Consider the following 16,763-nt stretch of genomic DNA (forward strand, 5'->3'; position numbering starts at 1 on the left):
GAATGGCGCCCCTGACCGACCGTTTGCCCAAACCTCTGGTAAAGGTGGCCGGACTGGCGCTGTTTGATCACGCACTGACGCTTCTGCAACAGGCAGGTATCTCCCGCATCGCTGCGAATACACATTATCTCGCCGACCAGATGTCTGCTCACCTGCGCGCAAAAAGTATCGTGGAAAGCCATGAGCCAGACCTGCTGGATACTGGTGGCGGTCTGAAAGCGGCAATGCCCCTGCTCGGAGGCGACTCTGTCATTACCTTGAACACCGATGCGATCTGGACCGGGCCGAATCCTGTGCCGGCGTTGCTGGATGCCTGGGATCCGGACGAGATGGACGGGCTTTTGGTAATAGTTCCCAGAAACAACGCGACGGCGCATCCGGGTAAGGGCGATTTTCTGATCGCGGATGACGGGCGCCTGACGCCCGGGCCGGGGCCTGTTTACACCGGTTTGCAGATCATCAAGACGAAGCCGTTTGCCGATGCTACGGCAGCCGCATTCGGCATGTACAGTGTCTGGACTGACATGCTGGCAGCAGGACGTCTGTACGGCGTCGTCCACACCGGCGGCTGGTGCGATGTAGGGCGGCCGGAAAATATCCCGATGGCCGAAGCACTTTTGGAACAGGCGCATGTTTGAACCCGGGGACAGCCCGCGTTTGTTCGGCCTGCCCCCCGGCGCCGACTTTCCAAAAGCTGTCGTCAATGGCGTCCTGCGCCGGATGGAGGGCAAGCCGCCAGACGCGCTCGCCCGTATCGAGATCTTCGTAAACACCCGCCGGATGCAGCGCAGGATGAAGGCGCTGTTCGACGCGGGACCTGCCCGGCTCTTGCCCCGCATCCGACTTGTCACCGACCTCGCGACCGAAGCCGCGTTGGCCGAGATTCCGCCACCGGTTTCGCCGCTACGTCGTCGGTTGGAATTGACCCAGCTCGTCGCGAAGCTGCTAGAGAGACAGCCGGACCTTGCCCCGCGTTCTGCGCTTTTCGATCTGGCCGACAGCCTCGCCGACCTGATGGCGGAAATGCAGGGCGAGGGCGTGCCGCCGGGAACGCTTGCTAATCTGGATTTGACCGACCAGTCCGGACACTGGCAGCGCAGCCTGCAATTCGTCACACTGGTCGAAGCCTTTCTTGATCGTTCGCATGATGCTCCTGATAGTGAAGCCAGGCAACGCATGGTGGTCGAGCAGCTATCGGACCGCTGGCGCAGCGATCCACTGCAGCATCCCGTGATTGTCGCCGGCTCCACAGGTTCCCGCGGAACCACCGCAGCGTTCATGCGGGCCGTGGCAAGGCTACCACAGGGCGCGCTGATCCTGCCGGGATACGACTTCGATCTGCCACGCGATGTCTGGGAACGGCTGGACGATGCGATGAGTTTCGAAGATCATCCGCAATTCCGTTTTGCGCGGCTGGCGCACGATTTAGAGACCGATTTTCGGGTCGACCGGTGGGATACTGCACTGCCCGAGCCAAGCCCCGCGCGCAATCGGCTGGTTTCTCTGGCGCTGCGACCGGCCCCGGTCACCGACCAGTGGATGGAAGAGGGATCCGCGCTGACCGGCTTAGCCGACGCGACCAGCGACATGACGCTGATCGAAGCGCCATCGTCCCGCGAGGAAGCTGGTGCAATCGCATTGGTCCTCCGCGAAGCGGCAGAGCGGGGCAAGATAGCTGCGCTGATCACGCCCGACCGGACGCTGACCCGCCAGGTCGCCGCTGCACTGGACCGATGGGGCATCGTGCCAGATGACAGCGCGGGGCGCCCACTTCCGCTGACGGCACCGGGACGGTTCCTGCGCCATGTCGCCGGGCTGTTCGGGGAAAAGCTGACGGCTGAAGCGCTGCTGACCCTGCTAAAACACCCGCTCACCAATACCGGATCTGCTGAACGCGGGCCGCACCTGCTGCACACCCGGGAGCTGGAACTGTCGCTTCGCCGAAACGGGCCGCCATTCCCTTCGCCGGCGGACCTATTGAATTGGGCCGGGGCCGATAACCCGGCGAGGCAGGCCTGGGCGGCATGGCTGGCCGGATTGATGGTCGGATTACAGGATATTGGCGCGCAACCACTTACGAAGCATCTGGAGCAGCACATCCGGCTTGCTGAAAGACTTGCCGGTGGTCCGGAAACGGACGGCAGCGGTGAGTTATGGGAAAAGGAGGCCGGCCGCGAGGCCTTGCGATGGGTGGAAGCCTTGAGTCGTGAGGCGGAGCACGGCAGTGTCCTCGACGTTTCCGACTATCGGTCTCTGTTCCAGTCGGTTTTGCAGCGCGGTGAAGTGCGTGAAGCGGTTGGCACACATCCCGGCGTCATGATCTGGGGCACGCTAGAAGCGCGTGTGCAGGGGGCCGACCTCATAGTTCTGGGCGGGCTGAACGAAGGCGTCTGGCCCGAAGCCGCCAAGGCCGATCCATGGCTCAATCGCCGGATGCGGCATGATGCCGGGCTCTTGCTGCCGGAGCGGCGCATTGGTCTGTCAGCGCATGACTTTCAGCAGGCGATTGCAGCGGCGGAGGTCGTCCTGAGCCGGTCCGTCCGCGATGCCGAGGCACAGACGGTTCCGTCGCGCTGGCTGAACCGACTGACCAACCTGCTGGATGGCCTGTCGGATGAGAGCCGTGTGTCGCTTGGCGAAATGCGAGCGCGAGGCAACACGTGGCTCACGCTGGCTAACCGGCTCCAAGCGCCGGCCGTCATCGAAGCTCCCGCCCCGCGGCCTTCGCCGCGGCCGCCACTTGCAGCACGTCCGAAGTCGCTGTCGATCACCGAGATCCAGACACTTATCCGCGATCCCTATGCGATCTATGCCCGGCATGTACTTCGCCTGCGCCCGCTCGATCCCCTGCGTCAGACGCCCGATGCGCCGTTGCGTGGCACGATCCTTCACAAGATTTTGGAACGGTTCGTCAAAGATGCCGAGTTTGATGACGCCGACACCGCAATGGCAAGACTGCGTGCAATAACTGACACGGTGCTCGCCGAGGATGCTCCCTGGCCTGCAGCACGGCGGATGTGGCGGGCAAGGCTGATGCGGGTGGCCGACTGGTTTGTAGCTGGTGAAATTGCGCGTCAGGCGGACCGCGATGTGCTGGCACTGGAACGGCGTGGTCAGCTGGAATTCCCCGAACTGAAGATGGAACTGCGAGGCAAGATCGACCGGATCGACCGCCTGCCAGACGGACGCGTGGCAATTTACGACTACAAGACCGGTAATCCGCCCAGCAAAGATCAGCAGGAACATTTCGACAAGCAACTCGGGCTTGCCGCGTTGATGGCGGAACGCGGCGCACTTTTGGATCTGGATCCCGCACAGGTGGCCGAGACTGTCTATATCGGGCTCGGTTCCTCGCCAAAAGTCGAATCCAAGCTGTGGGACGCGGCAGAAACGGCTGCCGTTGCCGATGGGTTCATCCAACTCATCGCCGCATATCGCGATCCGGCGCGCGGATACACGTCGCGCCGCGCGGTCGACCTGCAAAGCTTCGGCGGCGATTACGATCACCTTGCCCGTTATGGCGAGTGGGACGAAAGCTGCGACCCCGAGGGTGAGGCGGTCGGCGAATGAAGCTCGACGCCGCCACGATCAGCCAGAACCGCGCCGCGGAGCCGGGAAACTCGACCTGGCTATCGGCCAACGCCGGCTCCGGCAAGACCCGGGTTCTGACGGATCGTGTGGCGCGGCTTTTGCTCGACAAGGTGCCGCCGCAGAACATCCTGTGCCTGACCTATACCAAAGCCGCCGCGTCCGAGATGCAGAACCGCCTGTTCCGCCGCCTCGGTGACTGGGCCATGAAGCCCGACGGCGCGCTGGCCGAAGAACTCCAGCGCATGGGCGAAACAGAGGTCTTCGCGCCGGAGCGGCTTGCCGAGGCGCGGCGGCTTTTCGCCCGCGCAATAGAAACGCCCGGCGGTCTGCGGATACAGACGATCCATTCATTCTGTTCCTCGCTGCTGCGGCGCTTTCCGCTCGAGGCCCGGGTGTCGCCAGCATTCGTGGAAATGGACGACCGCGCCGCTGACCGGCTGAGAGAACAGGTCGTCGAAGACCTCGCGAGTGGTCCTCATGTGGCGGCCATCGACGCCGTGGCGGCGCAATTCACAGGGGAAGACCTTGGCGCTCTGAGCGCCGCGGTAGTCGGTGCGAGGGCACAGTTCGCCGGAGAAATCGAGGTGGCGGAGGTGCTCGGCTGGTTTGGGCAGCCAGCGGAACTTTCTCTGTCGCGCATTCTCGCAGAAGCGTTCGATGGATCCGAGGCGGCGCTGGTGAAGATGCTGGTGCCTGTGCTCCAGCAAAGCAGCAAAGTTACGGACGCACGCACTGCGGAAAAGCTGGAGGGGCTGAACTGGTCCGATCCGGGTATTGCTGAATTAGAGACCGCAATCTCCACATTCCTCACCGGTGCCGGCGCTAATGAACCATTCTCGGCAAAAACCGGGAAGTTGCCAACAAAAGACTGCCGTCAGGCCCTTGGCGCCCTGGCTGATGAGCTCGACGACCTGATGCTGCGAGTGGCCGATGCAAGGCCAAAACTGGTTGCACTGCGCGCTGCGGAAAAGACGGCGGCACTGCACCAGTTCGCCGAGGCTTTCCTGCCCGCATACGAAAGAAGGAAGCAACTCCACGGTTGGCTCGATTTCGACGACCTGATCCTCAAGACTCTGGAACTGCTCTCCGATCCCGCCGTCGCCGACTGGGTTCTTTATAGGCTGGATGGTGGCCTAGACCACATCCTGGTGGATGAGGCGCAGGATACCAGCCCGGTGCAGTGGCAGGTAATCCAGCGTCTGGCGCAGGAATTCACATCTGGTCGCGGCGCGCGGGACGACAGGGTGCGAACAATCTTTGTCGTCGGCGACAAGAAGCAGTCGATCTATTCCTTTCAGGGGGCAGACCCGGAAGAGTTCGACCGTATGCGCGACCATTTCCGTGAGCGACTCGAGTGGGTCGGGCAGGCACTGCAACGACGCGAGCTGGAGTATTCGTTCCGCTCGTCCGACGCGATCCTGCGTCTGGTCGATACGATCTTTGGCGATATCCCTGAGGCCCGTCTGGACATGGATACGTGGCACCGGGCCTTTCGCGATGAACTGCCGGGGCGCGTTGATTTGTGGCCAGTCGTGGCGCCGGCCGAAAAGCAGGACAAGCTTCCCTGGTACGAACCAATGGACCGCATGGGCGAAGACCATCACGAGGTCCGGCTGGCCCGGGAGATCGCCGGTCACATCGCTCGAACCATTGGAACAGAGACAATTCCAACCCCGGATGGCACGCGACGGAAGGTGCGTGCCGGGGATTTCCTGATCCTTGTGCGCCGACGCTCCGGACTGTTCGCCGAGATCATTCGGGCCTGCAAGGCCGCAGGAATGCCGGTCGCCGGCGCCGACCGCCTGAAACTGGGCGGGGAACTGGCGGTTAAGGACCTTGCCGCCGTTCTGAGTTTCCTCGCCACGCCGGAGGATGACCTTTCGCTCGCCGCAGCGCTGCGTTCACCGCTCTTTGGCTGGACAGAGGCACAGCTCTACCAACTCGCGGCGGGCCGGGAAGAAACCTATCTCTGGACTGCGCTTCGCAAGCGCACCGACTGCCCGGAAACACTGGCGATCCTGGACGATCTGCGAAAACAGGCGGATTTTCTGCGGCCCTACGACCTGATCGAACGCATATTGTCGCGTCACGATGGACGCCGGCGACTGCTGGCCCAGCTGGGAGCCGAGGCCGAGGACGGAATCGACTCGCTGCTGAACCAGGCGCTTTCCTACGAGCGGATGGACGTACCAAGTCTCACCGGCTTCCTCACCTGGCTCGAAACTGACGATGTCGAGGTGAAACGGCAGATGGACAATGCCGGTGACCAGATCCGGGTGATGACAGTACACGGCGCCAAGGGCCTGGAATCGCCCATCGTGATCCTGCCCGATACCGCCAAGCGACAGCTTCGGATGCGTGACGAGATCGTCATCGGCGAAGACGGCGCACCGATGTGGAAGACGCCTTCGGGCTGGCAACCGGACGAGATGGTGCGCGCGCTTGATAGCCAGCGAGCCGCGCAGGAAGCGGAGGCGTTGCGTCTCTATTACGTGGCAATTACGCGCGCGGAGACATGGCTGATCGTCGCTGCAGCGGGAGACACAGGCAATTCCGGCGAAAGCTGGCACGATCTGGCACGGCAAGGGCTGGAGCGGCTGGGGGCCTTGCCGCTGGACACTCCGGTGGGTGAGGGGCTGCGTTATGCCCATCTCGATTGGGATGCAGGCCCGCTGGAAGACGTTCATTTCACGGAGCCGCCCGACGTCGAGCTTCCGGAGTGGATTACCACGCATTTGTCGCTGCCGCCCAAGCTCCAGATTCTCAGCCCAAGCGATCTTGGTGGCGCGAAGGCACTCGGGATGGAAGGTGAGGAGTTCGACCTTGACGCATCGCTCCGCCGCGGCCGGCAGGTTCATCTGTTGCTGGAACATCTTCCCGGTGTGCCCGCAGAGCGTTGGAACAGCGTCGCCGCATCTCTTCTGGCCCAGGGCAAAGACGCGGCCGAGGGATCAGAGCTTGAGTCGCTGATCGCCGAGGCCCGGGGTGTTTTAATCGCCCCGGATCTCGACTGGCTCTTCGCTCCGGACGTCCTTTCCGAAGTCGATGTTTCCGCCGCCCTCACGGAAACAGGTCTGCGGATCCACGGCACGATCGATAAGCTGATTGTTTCCGATACCCAAGTTCTGGCCGTGGACTTCAAGACCAACCGCATCGTACCGAACCGGGCAGAGGACGTCCCAGACGGCATCCTCCGGCAGATGGCGGCCTATGAGGACGCGCTGCGGCAAATATTTCCGGACCGGGCTGTTGAGTCGGCCATTTTATGGACAAACGTCCCACGACTGATGCGATTGCCCCACGAGATCGTGAGGGCAGCGATGCATATGACGACCACATCTTGACGGTATGGCAGTGCCTGCCTACCTTCCCAACCCGACTCATATGGCGCAGAGGAGAACTCGCATGGCCACCGTCGCAGTCACAGACGACACCTTCGAATCAGAGGTGGTGAATTCCGAGGTCCCCGTCGTGGTGGACTTCTGGGCCGAATGGTGCGGCCCCTGTAAGCAGATCGGCCCGGCGCTCGAAGAGCTGGCGGTCGAGTATGATGGCAAGATCAAGATCGCCAAGGTGAACGTGGACGAAAACCCGTCGATGCCGGCCCAGCTGGGCGTTCGCGGCATTCCGGCGCTGTTCCTGTTCAAGGGCGGTCAGGTTGTTTCGAACAAGACCGGCGCCGCGCCGAAGGCCGCTCTGAAAGGCTGGATCGACGAAGCCGTCTGATCCACCACCGGATTTGCAAAAGGGGCGTCCTTCTCGGGCGCCCTTTTTCTATTCGTCAAAGACCCGGTCGATCAGCGGCTTCAGCCCCTGCATCCGCCGCTTCTGCGCCGGGCGCCTGTCCTGCGGTCGCGCGGGCAGGGCGATCCAATCGGTCAGAATACGCATCGGTATCAGGAACCCTACGCTTGGGTCGTCGGGCCCGACCAGGTCATAACCTTCGAAGAACCCCGCATTCGTATCAGCCGACAGGATCACACCCTTGGGCGCGTCTGCACCGAACAAGGTGGCATAGTCGACCAGCAGGCGCGAAAGATCGTGGCCCACCGGCGCGCTGTTTCCGCCTGCAAAGTCGATGCCGGATACCGAGCCGGGCGCAATCACTATATTGCGCAGATGAAGGTCGCCGTGGGTCATCGACGAGACGGTCTCTCGACCTTCAAACTCAGGCGCCAGCTGGTGCAAGCGGTTTACGCATTTCAGAAAGCGGTTCGGCCGGCTCACCTGTCGCGCGCCTGACCGAACTTCGGTCGCCAATTCGTCAAGATAGGCAAGGCTGTACCTTGGCTGGAAGGCACGGCGTTCGCGAAAAAGCGATCGATGAAAGGTCGATGCCCATCGTCCCGTCCGGCGCAGCAGGTCCCGATGATCGGCATCCGGCCGGGACAGCGCTTCCGTCAGGATTTCTCCCGTCTCCCACGTCGTCAGGCTGGCCTGCGTATCTCGATCAAAGGCCAGTACCCGCGCCAGCCGCAGATCATCGGACTGGGGAAACACATCCTGCGCCGCCAATTGCGAAGTTATGGCTTTCTCAACGACATCCGCCTCGCTCGGATGAATTTGCCGTTTCAGAACAACCCGAAACTCCCCACGCTCCATCAGAAGAACGATACGCCGGTAACGTCGCCCGTGCTGCCGCGACAGAACCTGTGGCGACCAGCCGTCTTCCGGCAATCCGGCTCGCTCACGTAACCCCGGCCAAACCGCCATAGCGCCATCAAACAGATCGTCTTCGCTCATGTCCCGGGCACTCTACCGCCTGTCCCATAGGGCGCCACGGCAAAGGTTAAACCCTTGCCCTCTCATTTCCGGGCTTCCATATACGGCCGGACCTGAACAGGAGGCCCGAATGGCAAGCGAAGAGTTTCCCGGCTGGCACGGCACGACGATCATCGGCGTCAAGAAAGGCGGCGAGGTGGTGATTGCGGGCGACGGGCAGGTGAGCCTGGGCAACACGGTGATCAAGGGAACCGCGCGCAAGGTACGGCGGCTTTCGCCGGGCGGTTATGACATCGTGGCCGGATTCGCGGGATCGACCGCAGATGCCTTTGCGCTGCTGGAACGGCTGGAAGCGAAACTCGAGGCGACGCCGGGCCAGTTGCAGCGCGCCGCTGTGGAACTGGCCAAGGACTGGCGCACCGACAAGTACTTGCAGAAACTGGAAGCGATGCTGATCGTGTCGGATGGCAAGGAAATGTACGTCATCACAGGTGCTGGTGACGTGCTGGAACCTGAGCACGACGTGACCGCAATCGGATCCGGCGGCAACTACGCGCTGGCGGCGGGCAGGGCGCTGATGGACAGCGACCTCTCGGCCGAGGAAATCGCACGCCGCGCCATGGCCATCGCTTCGGATATCTGCGTCTTCACCAACGGCAGCCTGACGGTGGAAACCATCCGTTGATCCAAACCGACGACATCCGCGCCGCTGTCGGCGCCGGCATCCTGTCGGAGCGGCAAGCAGCACAGCTGACCGCGCTGTCGGACAGTCGCCGCGGTGCGCGCGAGGACCTGTCTGCCGGCGATGAACCGTTCGAACTGTTCCGCGGCTTCAACGAGATTTTCATCATGGTCGGCCTCGGGATCCTGTCCGCGGGATACGTGGCCGTCGTCGGCTGGTACGTCGCCGGCCGGATCGAGACCTGGCATACCGCACTTCTTTGGATCAGCGTGGCCACAGCGGCTCTGGTCTGGCTGTTCTCCGAATACTTCATCCGCCGCCGCCGGATGGTCGGCCCGGCAATCCTGTTGACCATCATGTTCGCGGCAGTCGCGGCGTTCGGCTTCGGCAACTGGCTGGCGCAGGTCTTCATGATTGCGCAGGAGGATTACGGCAGCCTGATTGGACCCGGCCTGCTGTCGGTCGCCGCTGTTCTGGTATTCTGGCTGCGCTTCAAGGTGCCCTTCGCGCTGGCCGTCGTGGCGCTCGGACTCTTCGCCACCGCGCTGCTCACCGCCGCGACACAGTCCGGCAATCCCGAGAACCTGAACGACATCTTCGTTCTGTCCGAGGAAAGCGGCTTTGCCTGGATCACGCTGGCCCTCGGCCTTGCCACCTTCGCCGCGGCGATGGCATTCGATGCCAGCGATCCGCATCGTGTGACACGCCGTGCTTCACAGGGGTTCTGGCTGCACCTCGTCGCAGCGCCGATGATCATCAACACTATCGCGCTGTCGGTGCTTTCGAATGAAACCGACAATGCCCGGCTTGCGCTGATCGCAGTGATGGGCATTTTCGCGCTGGTCGCCGTGATCATCGACCGGCGATCTTTTCTGCTCGCCGCGATTGCCTATGTCGTTGGCGTCATCACCACGCTGTATCCGGTGACCGAGGGCGGCAACTTCGGTTGGCTGATCCTGTCGCTTGGTCTCTTCCTCGTCGCGCTCGGAGCGTTCTGGGCACGAATCCGGGCAGTTCTTCTTGGCATCCTGCCGCTCGGCGGGTTGCGCAAATACCTTCCACCCGCTCACTGAACAGGGCCCCGTATGACTGACCTGACACCCCGCGAGATCGTCTCGGAACTCGACCGCTTCATCATCGGCCAGAAGGATGCCAAGCGCGCCGTCGCCGTGGCGCTTCGCAACCGCTGGCGGCGCAAGCAGCTTGATGCCGAGCTGCGGGACGAGGTCTATCCGAAGAACATCCTGATGATCGGGCCCACCGGGGTCGGCAAGACGGAGATTTCCCGCCGGCTGGCAAAGCTGGCGCGGGCGCCGTTCATCAAGGTCGAGGCGACAAAGTTCACCGAGGTCGGCTATGTCGGGCGGGACGTTGAGCAGATCGTGCGTGATCTGATGGACACGGCCATTGCCATGACTCGCGAGTACATGCGGGAAGAGGTGAAGGCTTCGGCACATCAGCAGGCGGAAGACCGGGTGATCGAGGCGATTGCCGGTGAGAATGCGCGCGAGCAGACGCGGGAGATGTTCCGGCAGAAGCTGAAGAAGGGCGAACTGGACGATACGGTCATCGAGCTGGACCTGGCCGACACGTCCAACCCGATGAGCCAGTTCGAGATCCCGGGGCAGCCGGGGCAGAATGTCGGGATGATGAACCTGGGCGATATCTTCGGGAAGGCGTTCGGCGGGCGGACGGTCCGGAAGAAGATGACCGTGGCGGAGAGCTACGAGATCCTGATCGGAGAAGAGGCCGACAAGCTGCTGGACGACGAGGTCGTGAAGAATGCGGCGCTGCAGGCGGTGGAGCAGAACGGGATCGTCTTTCTCGACGAGATCGACAAGGTCTGCGCCCGGCAGGAGGCGCGGGGCGGGGATGTCAGCCGCGAGGGCGTGCAGCGGGACCTGCTGCCGCTGATCGAGGGGACGACGGTTTCGACGAAGCATGGGCCGGTGAAGACGGACCATATCCTGTTCATCGCCTCGGGGGCGTTCCACATCGCGAAGCCTTCGGACCTGCTGCCGGAGCTGCAGGGGCGGCTGCCGATCCGGGTGGAGCTGCGGGCGCTGACCGAGGAGGATTTCGTACGGATCCTGACCGAGACGGACAATGCCCTGACCCGGCAGTATACGGCTCTGATGGGGACCGAGGAGGTGACGGTCGACTTCACCGAGGATGGGATCAAGGCGCTGGCGAAGATCGCGGCGGATGTGAACCAGTCGGTCGAGAATATCGGGGCGCGGCGGCTTTATACTGTGATGGAGCGGGTGTTCGAGGAGCTGAGCTTTACGGCGCCGGACCGGGGCGGGGAGAGCGTTACGGTGGATGCCGAGTTCGTCGAGAAGAACCTGGGCGAGCTGACGCGGTCGGTGGATGTGAGCCGGTACGTTCTGTAGGCTCGAAACCGGGCGTCCCCATGGGGACGGGGGGTCAAGTGATTGATTTCAGGCGTGTTAGCGCTAACCTCGGTATGGGGACGGCCTGATTACAGGACGTGACGGGACGGCGCGCCAACGATCTGGCGCCTCCGGAGGCATCGCGTTATCTAGGGGCGGAATTCAATTGGGAATTGCGCCGGTGACCAGATTTCTTGCGTTATTGTCGCTGGCTGTTTTGACCAGCTGCACCCCGCGCGCGGAGTTGATCTTTCGTCCTGACCTTGCAGCGGACATCGAGACACGCACGATCTTCATCGCCTCGACCCGGCAGGTCGAGAACGGACGGCTGGGTCGCGGGCGGTCGCCCGACACGACATTCCTGACCTTCGACATGACCGTACCCCCGGCGCGGCAACCCGGAACAATCCCGTCGTTCCGAAGGGACGTCCGGCCGGACGAACAGTTCATCGTCGGAAACCATGCCACGCTCGCCGGGGCCGCGGGATTCCGTGCCGCCCTTGCAGCGGAGCTGGCGGAATCCCCGGCCGGCCGACGCGAAGCGATCATCTATGTCCACGGATTCAACAACACCTTCGACGAAGGCGTTCTGCGGCTGGCACAGCTTGCCGACGATTTCGGGTTTGAAGGGTCCGCGATCCATTATTCGTGGCCAAGTGCCGGGCAGGTGTTCGGATATGTTTACGACCGGGACAGCGTGCTGTTTGCCCGAGACGGGCTGGACAACCTGATCACAGACATCAAGCGTGCCGGTGCCGACACGATCATCCTCGTCGCCCACTCCGTCGGTTCGCATCTGGTGATGGAAACCCTGCGGCAACGGGACATCGCCCATCCCGGTTCCGTCGCCCGCGACCTGGCGGGCGTGATGCTGATCTCTCCCGATATCGACGTGTCGCTGTTCCGGTCCCAGGCCAAGCGCATCGAAAAGCTTCCCGACCCGTTCGGCATCTTCGTGTCCGACCGGGACCGGGCCCTGCGCCTGTCTGCAAGGCTGACGGGGCAGAAGGACCGGCTGGGCAGTGCTTCAGCGCAGGAAGTCGCCGATCTGAATGTAACGCTTGTCGATGTCACCGAGTTCTCCGAAGGTACCGGTCACTTCACCACAGCGGAGTCTCCGGCCCTGATCAGCATGTTCAACAACGCAGGCAATCTTGAAGCCGCGTTCCAGGGTGACAGCGCCGGTCGCGCCGGTCTGCTGCCCGGAACAATCCTGACGGTTCAGGAAGCGACCGAAATCATCCTGTCGCCCGCGGAGTTGCTGCTTTCGCCGGACGGTGCGTTCGAATGACGTCATGAGCATTCTCCAGTTCATTCGGGCGAACGCGCCGTTCCTTGCGACGGGCGCGATCCTCACCTTTTGCTCCAGCTTCGGGCAGACCTTTTTCATCTCTGTCTTCGCCGGTGAGATCCGCGCGGATTACGGGCTTAGCGATGGCCAGTGGGGCGCGATCTATTCGGTTTCCACCATGGTATCCGCAGCGGTCATGCTCTGGGCCGGTGTTCTGACGGACAAGCTGCGCGTTCGGGTTCTGGGCCCCTCGATGCTGGTGTTGCTGGCTGCCGCCTGTCTTGGCATGGCGTTCTCGCCCGCCGTCTGGACGCTGGCCGTCGTCATCTTCCTGCTGCGGTTCCTTGGCCAGGGGATGATGAGCCATATCGCCTTTGTCGCAATGGCCCGATGGTTCGTGGCGACACGGGGGCGCGCGATCGCGCTTGCCGCGATGGGTTTTTCGCTGGGCGAGGCGGTGTTGCCGGTATCCTTCGTGGCGATGATGGGCGTTGTCGACTGGCGCTGGCTATGGGTTCTTGCCGCCGTTCTGCCGCTGCTGATGGTGCCGGTCGTCCGGCATCTGCTGAAACTGGAACGAACGCCGCAGAGCATCGCCGCCGAGGATCCGTCACCGGGAATGGGCGGACGTTACTGGACCCGAGGCGAAGCACTGCGCCATCCGCTGTTCTGGATGATGGTGCCGGCGCTGATCGGACCACCCGCCTTTGTCACGGCCTTCTTCTTTCAACAGGTGCATATCGCGTCGGTGAAAGGCTGGGAGCATGTGGAACTGGTGGCGATGTTCCCGGTCTATACCCTGACCGCCGTCTTCGCCGTTTTCGGTACCGGCGCACTGATGGACAGGGTCGGTTCGGGCAGGCTGCTGCCGTTCTACCAGTTGCCGCTGGCCGCCTTTTTCCTGATCGTCCCGATGGTCGACTCTCCGATCTGGCTGATCGGGCCGCTGATCCTGTTCGGTATATCGCAGGGCGCACAGGGGCCGGTCGTTACCGGATTCGGCGCCGAGTTCTATGGAACGCGGCACCTTGGCGCGATCAAGTCGGCGGTGACGGCGGTGCTGGTGCTTGGCTCGGCGCTGGGGCCGGGTCTGTCGGGGATGCTGATCGACCTTGGCATCGATTTCGTCGAGCAGATGCCGTGGATCGCGGCGTATCACATCGCGTCGTCGGTGCTGGTGTGGTTCGCTGTGCGCGGGGTGCGCCGGGAATCAGCGGCGCCGGCGTAGATAGACGTAATACGCGCCGGTTCCGCCGTGTTTCAGGTGCGCTTCACTGACCTGAAGCACGGCCTGATTCAGTGGCGGCGTGTTCAGCCAGTGTGGTACCTGATGTTTCAGGATGCCGCGCCGCTGCGGGATCGGGCCATCATCCTCTCCGCTTCGTCCCTTGCCGGTGATCACCAGCACAAGACGCCGGTCCTTTGCCTGGCTGTCGAAGATGAAGCGGGTCAGCGCGGGATGCGCCTGTGCAAGGGTCATGCCGTGCAGGTCGATCTTTCCTTCCGGCGTCAGCTTGCCGCGCTTCATCCGGGTGTGCGCCTTGCGGTCCATTCGGACCGGGCCGGCATTCAGGCTTTCGCCGATGCCGGGGGACAGATCGTGGGGGAGCGCCGTGTCGGTGCGTTTCTCGCCGACGCGGAAGGGTTCGATCTCCTGTTTCGGTTTCGGTTCGGGCGCCGGTTTCTGCAGAACCGGGGCGGCGTCTGCCGGATGTTTGCGTTTGGGGTGCAGCGGGGCGGTCTGGCCGGCGATCTTGTTCCAGAGGGCTTCTTCTTCCGGCGTCAGGCGCCGGCGTCGTGTCATATGCTGCCCTCGGGGGCGAATGCATAGGCGTGCTGGATCGGCATCAGGACGACCATGCGGCCGGGGTCACGGACCTTGCCCGCCTCTCGCCCCGCGTCGTCGCCGGTTCCGAAGAAGATGTCGGCGCGCTGGGCGCCCTTGATGGCCGATCCGGTGTCCTGAGCGATCATCAGGCGCCGCATCGGCATCTCGCCGCCCTTTTCGATCCAGACCGGCGCGCCGAGGGGGACGTATTCGGGATCGACGGCGATGGATCGCAGGGTGGTGATCGAGCGGTTCATCGCGCCGAGCGGGCCACGGCTGGGCGGAACCTGCGAAACCTCGCGGAAGAAGACATAGGACGGGTTGCGGCGGAGAAGATCGGCGCCTTCGGTGGGGTGGCGGCGGACCCAGTTGGCGATGACCTGCGCCGAAACCTGGTGCGCGTTGTAGATGCCGCGGCGGACGAGGATCTGGCCGACGGACTGGTAGTTGTGGCCGTTCTTGGCGGCGTAGCCCACGCGCATCAGGCTGCCATCCTCGAACCGGACGCGGCCGGAGCCCTGCACGTGGAGGAAGAAGACCTCGACCGGGTCGTCGATCCAGGCGAGTTCGAGGCCGCGGTTGTCGAGGATTCCGTCTTCCTCGATCTCGCGCCGGGTGTAGAAAAGCTGACCGTTGAGTTCGGGGGGTTTGCGGTAGATCGGGTAGCGGTACTTGTCGGTTTTCACGCGGGAGCCGCGGAGTTCCGGTTCGAAGTAGCCGGTGAAGAGGGCCGGCTCGCCGTTCTCGATCAGGACGGGGCGGAAGAACAGTTCGAAGAAGGTGCGCGGGTTCTTCTGGTTGGTGGCCAGCGCGCAGAGCGACAGCCAGTCGGGATCGCGCATGTCCGGGCAGGTTTCCTTGAAGACCTCGAGCGCGGCGGCGTGATTGTCGTTTTCCCAGCCCTTCAGCTCGTCGAAATCGAGGACGGTATAAGACGGTTCCGCCGCGCTGGCCGGGCCCGTCACGGCGAGACCCGCGACAAGCAGCAGAGCCCGGCCAAATCCGGTCATTCCCCGGTGGCGACCAGTTTCCAGTTGGGATCGTCCGCGCCCATGATGCGGGCAAACGTCCAGCTGTCCTTCTGGCGCTTGATCTGGTTGGGGTCGCCTTCGACGATCTCGCCGGCCTGGTTGCGGACGCAGGAGGTCAGCTCGCCCACGAAGCGGACGGTTATCTCCGCCTCCTGGCTGTCGCGGTCGAAGCTGGCATTGGTCAGCGCCACTTCGCGGACGCCGACGAAGTTCGCCTCGATGATCAGGCCCTGATCCTCGCGCTCGCCGACGACATCGACGAAGGTCTGGTGCACCTCGTCGCCGAGGAAGGGGGCGATCTGGTCGATCTCTCCTTTTTCGAAGCCCATCAGGATCATCTCGTAGGCGCCGCGGGCGCCCTGCAGGAATTCGGTGACCGAGAAACCGGGTTCCACCAGTTTCATCGCCGCCAGCGCGTGCGCCGCGTCGGAGCCATCATCGACGTGGTCGGTGATGTCGCGGTCGGGGCCGCCTTCGATGACTTCGAGGTTCGGACCCTTCCGCCGCTGCTGATCCTGGACCGGCACCGGCGGTTTCTCGAATCCTTCCCGCGTACCGAGCACGCTGCGGAGACGCAGAATCAGGAAAACCGCAATCCCAGCCAAAACCAGAAGTTGTATAATAGCGGAACTCATCGGACCTCTTTCTTGGGGGCGTCAGTGGCAATCGGCGCCTTCCGTCCATATGTAGGCATAGGCGGTTGGCAAGTCCACCGCCGCCAAGAGGAGATACACGAGGATTTCATGGGCCTTTTCGCGTTATTTGTCGCAGTTCCCCTGATCGAAATCGCCCTGTTCATTCAGGTCGGCGGATTGATCGGGCTGTGGCCGACCCTTGCGATCGTGGTTATCACGGCCGTCGCAGGTACCTGGCTGATGAAACAGCAGGGGCTGCGCGCGATGAATGATCTGCGCCGTTCGATGAACGAGTTGCAGGATCCGTCCGAACCTCTGGCAAATGGCGCCATGATCCTGTTTTCCGGTGCGCTTTTGCTGACGCCGGGCTTTTTTACCGACACTGTCGGATTCCTGCTGCTGATCCCGCAGGTGCGCCACGCGCTGTTCAACTATCTTCGCAAGCGCATTCACGTCCAGCAATTCGAGATGGGCGGTGCCACCCGGCCCCGGCAACCGCGCGGTCCCGGTGTGATCGACGGCGACTATACGGATGTGACGCCGCCGAGCGGCGGGACTCCGGGAAATTCCGGCTGGACTCGGCATTGAGG

Annotated in this window: 14 protein-coding genes; 10 read left to right on the top strand and 4 right to left on the bottom strand. The window is 63.1% G+C overall.

What is annotated here, in order from left to right:
* The first annotated feature begins 2 nt into the window (after positions 1 to 2).
* The 4 genes from HCO70_RS15590 (at position 3) to trxA (ending at position 7,317) form a co-directional block, all read left to right on the top strand.
* Positions 3 to 638 carry an NTP transferase domain-containing protein gene (locus HCO70_RS15590; protein ID WP_253913327.1) on the top strand — a complete coding sequence of 212 codons (636 nt, stop codon included), beginning with the start codon at positions 3 to 5 and terminating at the stop codon, positions 636 to 638.
* Complete coding sequence (addB, locus tag HCO70_RS15595) at positions 631 to 3,570, top strand: double-strand break repair protein AddB (protein ID WP_172297810.1); 2,940 nt, start codon at positions 631 to 633, stop codon at positions 3,568 to 3,570. The genes HCO70_RS15590 and addB overlap by 8 nt, the downstream gene beginning before the upstream one ends.
* Complete coding sequence (gene addA / locus HCO70_RS15600; RefSeq protein ID WP_172297812.1) at positions 3,567 to 6,935, top strand: double-strand break repair helicase AddA; 3,369 nt, start codon at positions 3,567 to 3,569, stop codon at positions 6,933 to 6,935. The genes addB and addA overlap by 4 nt, the downstream gene beginning before the upstream one ends.
* Before the next feature lie 61 nt (positions 6,936 to 6,996).
* A complete protein-coding gene (trxA, locus tag HCO70_RS15605) occupies positions 6,997 to 7,317 on the top strand; it encodes a thioredoxin (RefSeq protein WP_172297814.1) in 321 nt (106 codons plus the stop codon).
* 48 nt (positions 7,318 to 7,365) lie between these two features.
* Here the strand turns inward: trxA and HCO70_RS15610 are convergent, their stop codons facing one another.
* Positions 7,366 to 8,334, bottom strand: coding sequence for a phosphotransferase (locus HCO70_RS15610; protein ID WP_172297816.1), 969 nt, complete (start codon positions 8,332 to 8,334; stop codon positions 7,366 to 7,368).
* Between the two features lie 109 nt (positions 8,335 to 8,443).
* Between HCO70_RS15610 and hslV the strand changes: the two genes are divergently transcribed.
* The 5 genes from hslV (at position 8,444) to HCO70_RS15635 (ending at position 13,907) form a co-directional block, all read left to right on the top strand.
* The gene (gene hslV / locus HCO70_RS15615; protein WP_172297818.1) at positions 8,444 to 8,998 is read left to right on the top strand and encodes an ATP-dependent protease subunit HslV; all 555 of its coding nucleotides are present in this window, start codon (positions 8,444 to 8,446) and stop codon (positions 8,996 to 8,998) included.
* On the top strand, positions 8,995 to 10,068 hold the full coding sequence (locus HCO70_RS15620; RefSeq protein ID WP_172297820.1) for a hypothetical protein: 1,074 nt from the start codon (positions 8,995 to 8,997) through the stop codon (positions 10,066 to 10,068). Before hslV ends, HCO70_RS15620 begins: the two co-directional genes overlap by 4 nt.
* A gap of 12 nt (positions 10,069 to 10,080) precedes the next feature.
* Complete coding sequence (gene hslU, locus HCO70_RS15625; protein ID WP_172297822.1) at positions 10,081 to 11,388, top strand: ATP-dependent protease ATPase subunit HslU; 1,308 nt, start codon at positions 10,081 to 10,083, stop codon at positions 11,386 to 11,388.
* A 181-nt stretch (positions 11,389 to 11,569) separates the two neighbouring features.
* A complete protein-coding gene (locus HCO70_RS15630) occupies positions 11,570 to 12,679 on the top strand; it encodes an alpha/beta hydrolase (RefSeq protein WP_172297824.1) in 1,110 nt (369 codons plus the stop codon).
* 4 nt (positions 12,680 to 12,683) lie between these two features.
* The gene (locus tag HCO70_RS15635) at positions 12,684 to 13,907 is read left to right on the top strand and encodes an MFS transporter (protein WP_172297826.1); all 1,224 of its coding nucleotides are present in this window, start codon (positions 12,684 to 12,686) and stop codon (positions 13,905 to 13,907) included.
* On the opposite strand, the gene HCO70_RS15640 is transcribed toward HCO70_RS15635, so the two are convergent.
* Genes HCO70_RS15640 through HCO70_RS15650 form a run of 3 tightly spaced genes read right to left on the bottom strand, consistent with a single transcriptional unit; the run spans position 13,890 to position 16,173 of the window.
* A complete protein-coding gene (locus HCO70_RS15640; RefSeq protein ID WP_172297828.1) occupies positions 13,890 to 14,483 on the bottom strand; it encodes a Smr/MutS family protein in 594 nt (197 codons plus the stop codon). The genes HCO70_RS15635 and HCO70_RS15640 overlap by 18 nt on opposite strands.
* A complete protein-coding gene (locus HCO70_RS15645; RefSeq protein ID WP_172297830.1) occupies positions 14,480 to 15,517 on the bottom strand; it encodes a murein transglycosylase A in 1,038 nt (345 codons plus the stop codon). Before HCO70_RS15645 ends, HCO70_RS15640 begins: the two co-directional genes overlap by 4 nt.
* Entirely contained in the window at positions 15,514 to 16,173 is a 660-nt protein-coding gene (locus HCO70_RS15650; RefSeq protein ID WP_172297832.1) for a Tim44/TimA family putative adaptor protein, read from the bottom strand. Before HCO70_RS15650 ends, HCO70_RS15645 begins: the two co-directional genes overlap by 4 nt.
* Positions 16,174 to 16,281: 108 nt before the next feature.
* Here HCO70_RS15650 and HCO70_RS15655 point away from each other — a divergent pair, with 108 nt between their 5' ends.
* Positions 16,282 to 16,761: an FxsA family protein gene (locus HCO70_RS15655; protein ID WP_172297834.1), complete on the top strand. Its 480-nt coding sequence runs from the start codon at positions 16,282 to 16,284 to the stop codon at positions 16,759 to 16,761.
* Positions 16,762 to 16,763: the final 2 nt, after the last annotated feature.

It is taken from the genome of Pseudoruegeria sp. HB172150, from assembly GCF_013184805.1.
Taxonomy (GTDB): Bacteria; Pseudomonadota; Alphaproteobacteria; order Rhodobacterales; family Rhodobacteraceae; genus Psychromarinibacter.

What these genes read in the sequence shown, in the direction of transcription:
- HCO70_RS15590 (WP_253913327.1), top strand. Translation starts at nt 3, where the DNA reads ATGGCGCCCCTGACCGACCGTTTGCCCAAACCTCTGGTAAAGGTGGCC.
- addB (WP_172297810.1), top strand. Translation starts at nt 631, where the DNA reads ATGTTTGAACCCGGGGACAGCCCGCGTTTGTTCGGCCTGCCCCCCGGC.
- addA (WP_172297812.1), top strand. Translation starts at nt 3,567, where the DNA reads ATGAAGCTCGACGCCGCCACGATCAGCCAGAACCGCGCCGCGGAGCCG.
- trxA (WP_172297814.1), top strand. Translation starts at nt 6,997, where the DNA reads ATGGCCACCGTCGCAGTCACAGACGACACCTTCGAATCAGAGGTGGTG.
- HCO70_RS15610 (WP_172297816.1), bottom strand. Translation starts at nt 8,334, where the DNA reads ATGAGCGAAGACGATCTGTTTGATGGCGCTATGGCGGTTTGGCCGGGG.
- hslV (WP_172297818.1), top strand. Translation starts at nt 8,444, where the DNA reads ATGGCAAGCGAAGAGTTTCCCGGCTGGCACGGCACGACGATCATCGGC.
- hslU (WP_172297822.1), top strand. Translation starts at nt 10,081, where the DNA reads ATGACTGACCTGACACCCCGCGAGATCGTCTCGGAACTCGACCGCTTC.
- HCO70_RS15635 (WP_172297826.1), top strand. Translation starts at nt 12,684, where the DNA reads ATGAGCATTCTCCAGTTCATTCGGGCGAACGCGCCGTTCCTTGCGACG.
- HCO70_RS15640 (WP_172297828.1), bottom strand. Translation starts at nt 14,483, where the DNA reads ATGACACGACGCCGGCGCCTGACGCCGGAAGAAGAAGCCCTCTGGAAC.
- HCO70_RS15645 (WP_172297830.1), bottom strand. Translation starts at nt 15,517, where the DNA reads ATGACCGGATTTGGCCGGGCTCTGCTGCTTGTCGCGGGTCTCGCCGTG.
- HCO70_RS15650 (WP_172297832.1), bottom strand. Translation starts at nt 16,173, where the DNA reads ATGAGTTCCGCTATTATACAACTTCTGGTTTTGGCTGGGATTGCGGTT.
- HCO70_RS15655 (WP_172297834.1), top strand. Translation starts at nt 16,282, where the DNA reads ATGGGCCTTTTCGCGTTATTTGTCGCAGTTCCCCTGATCGAAATCGCC.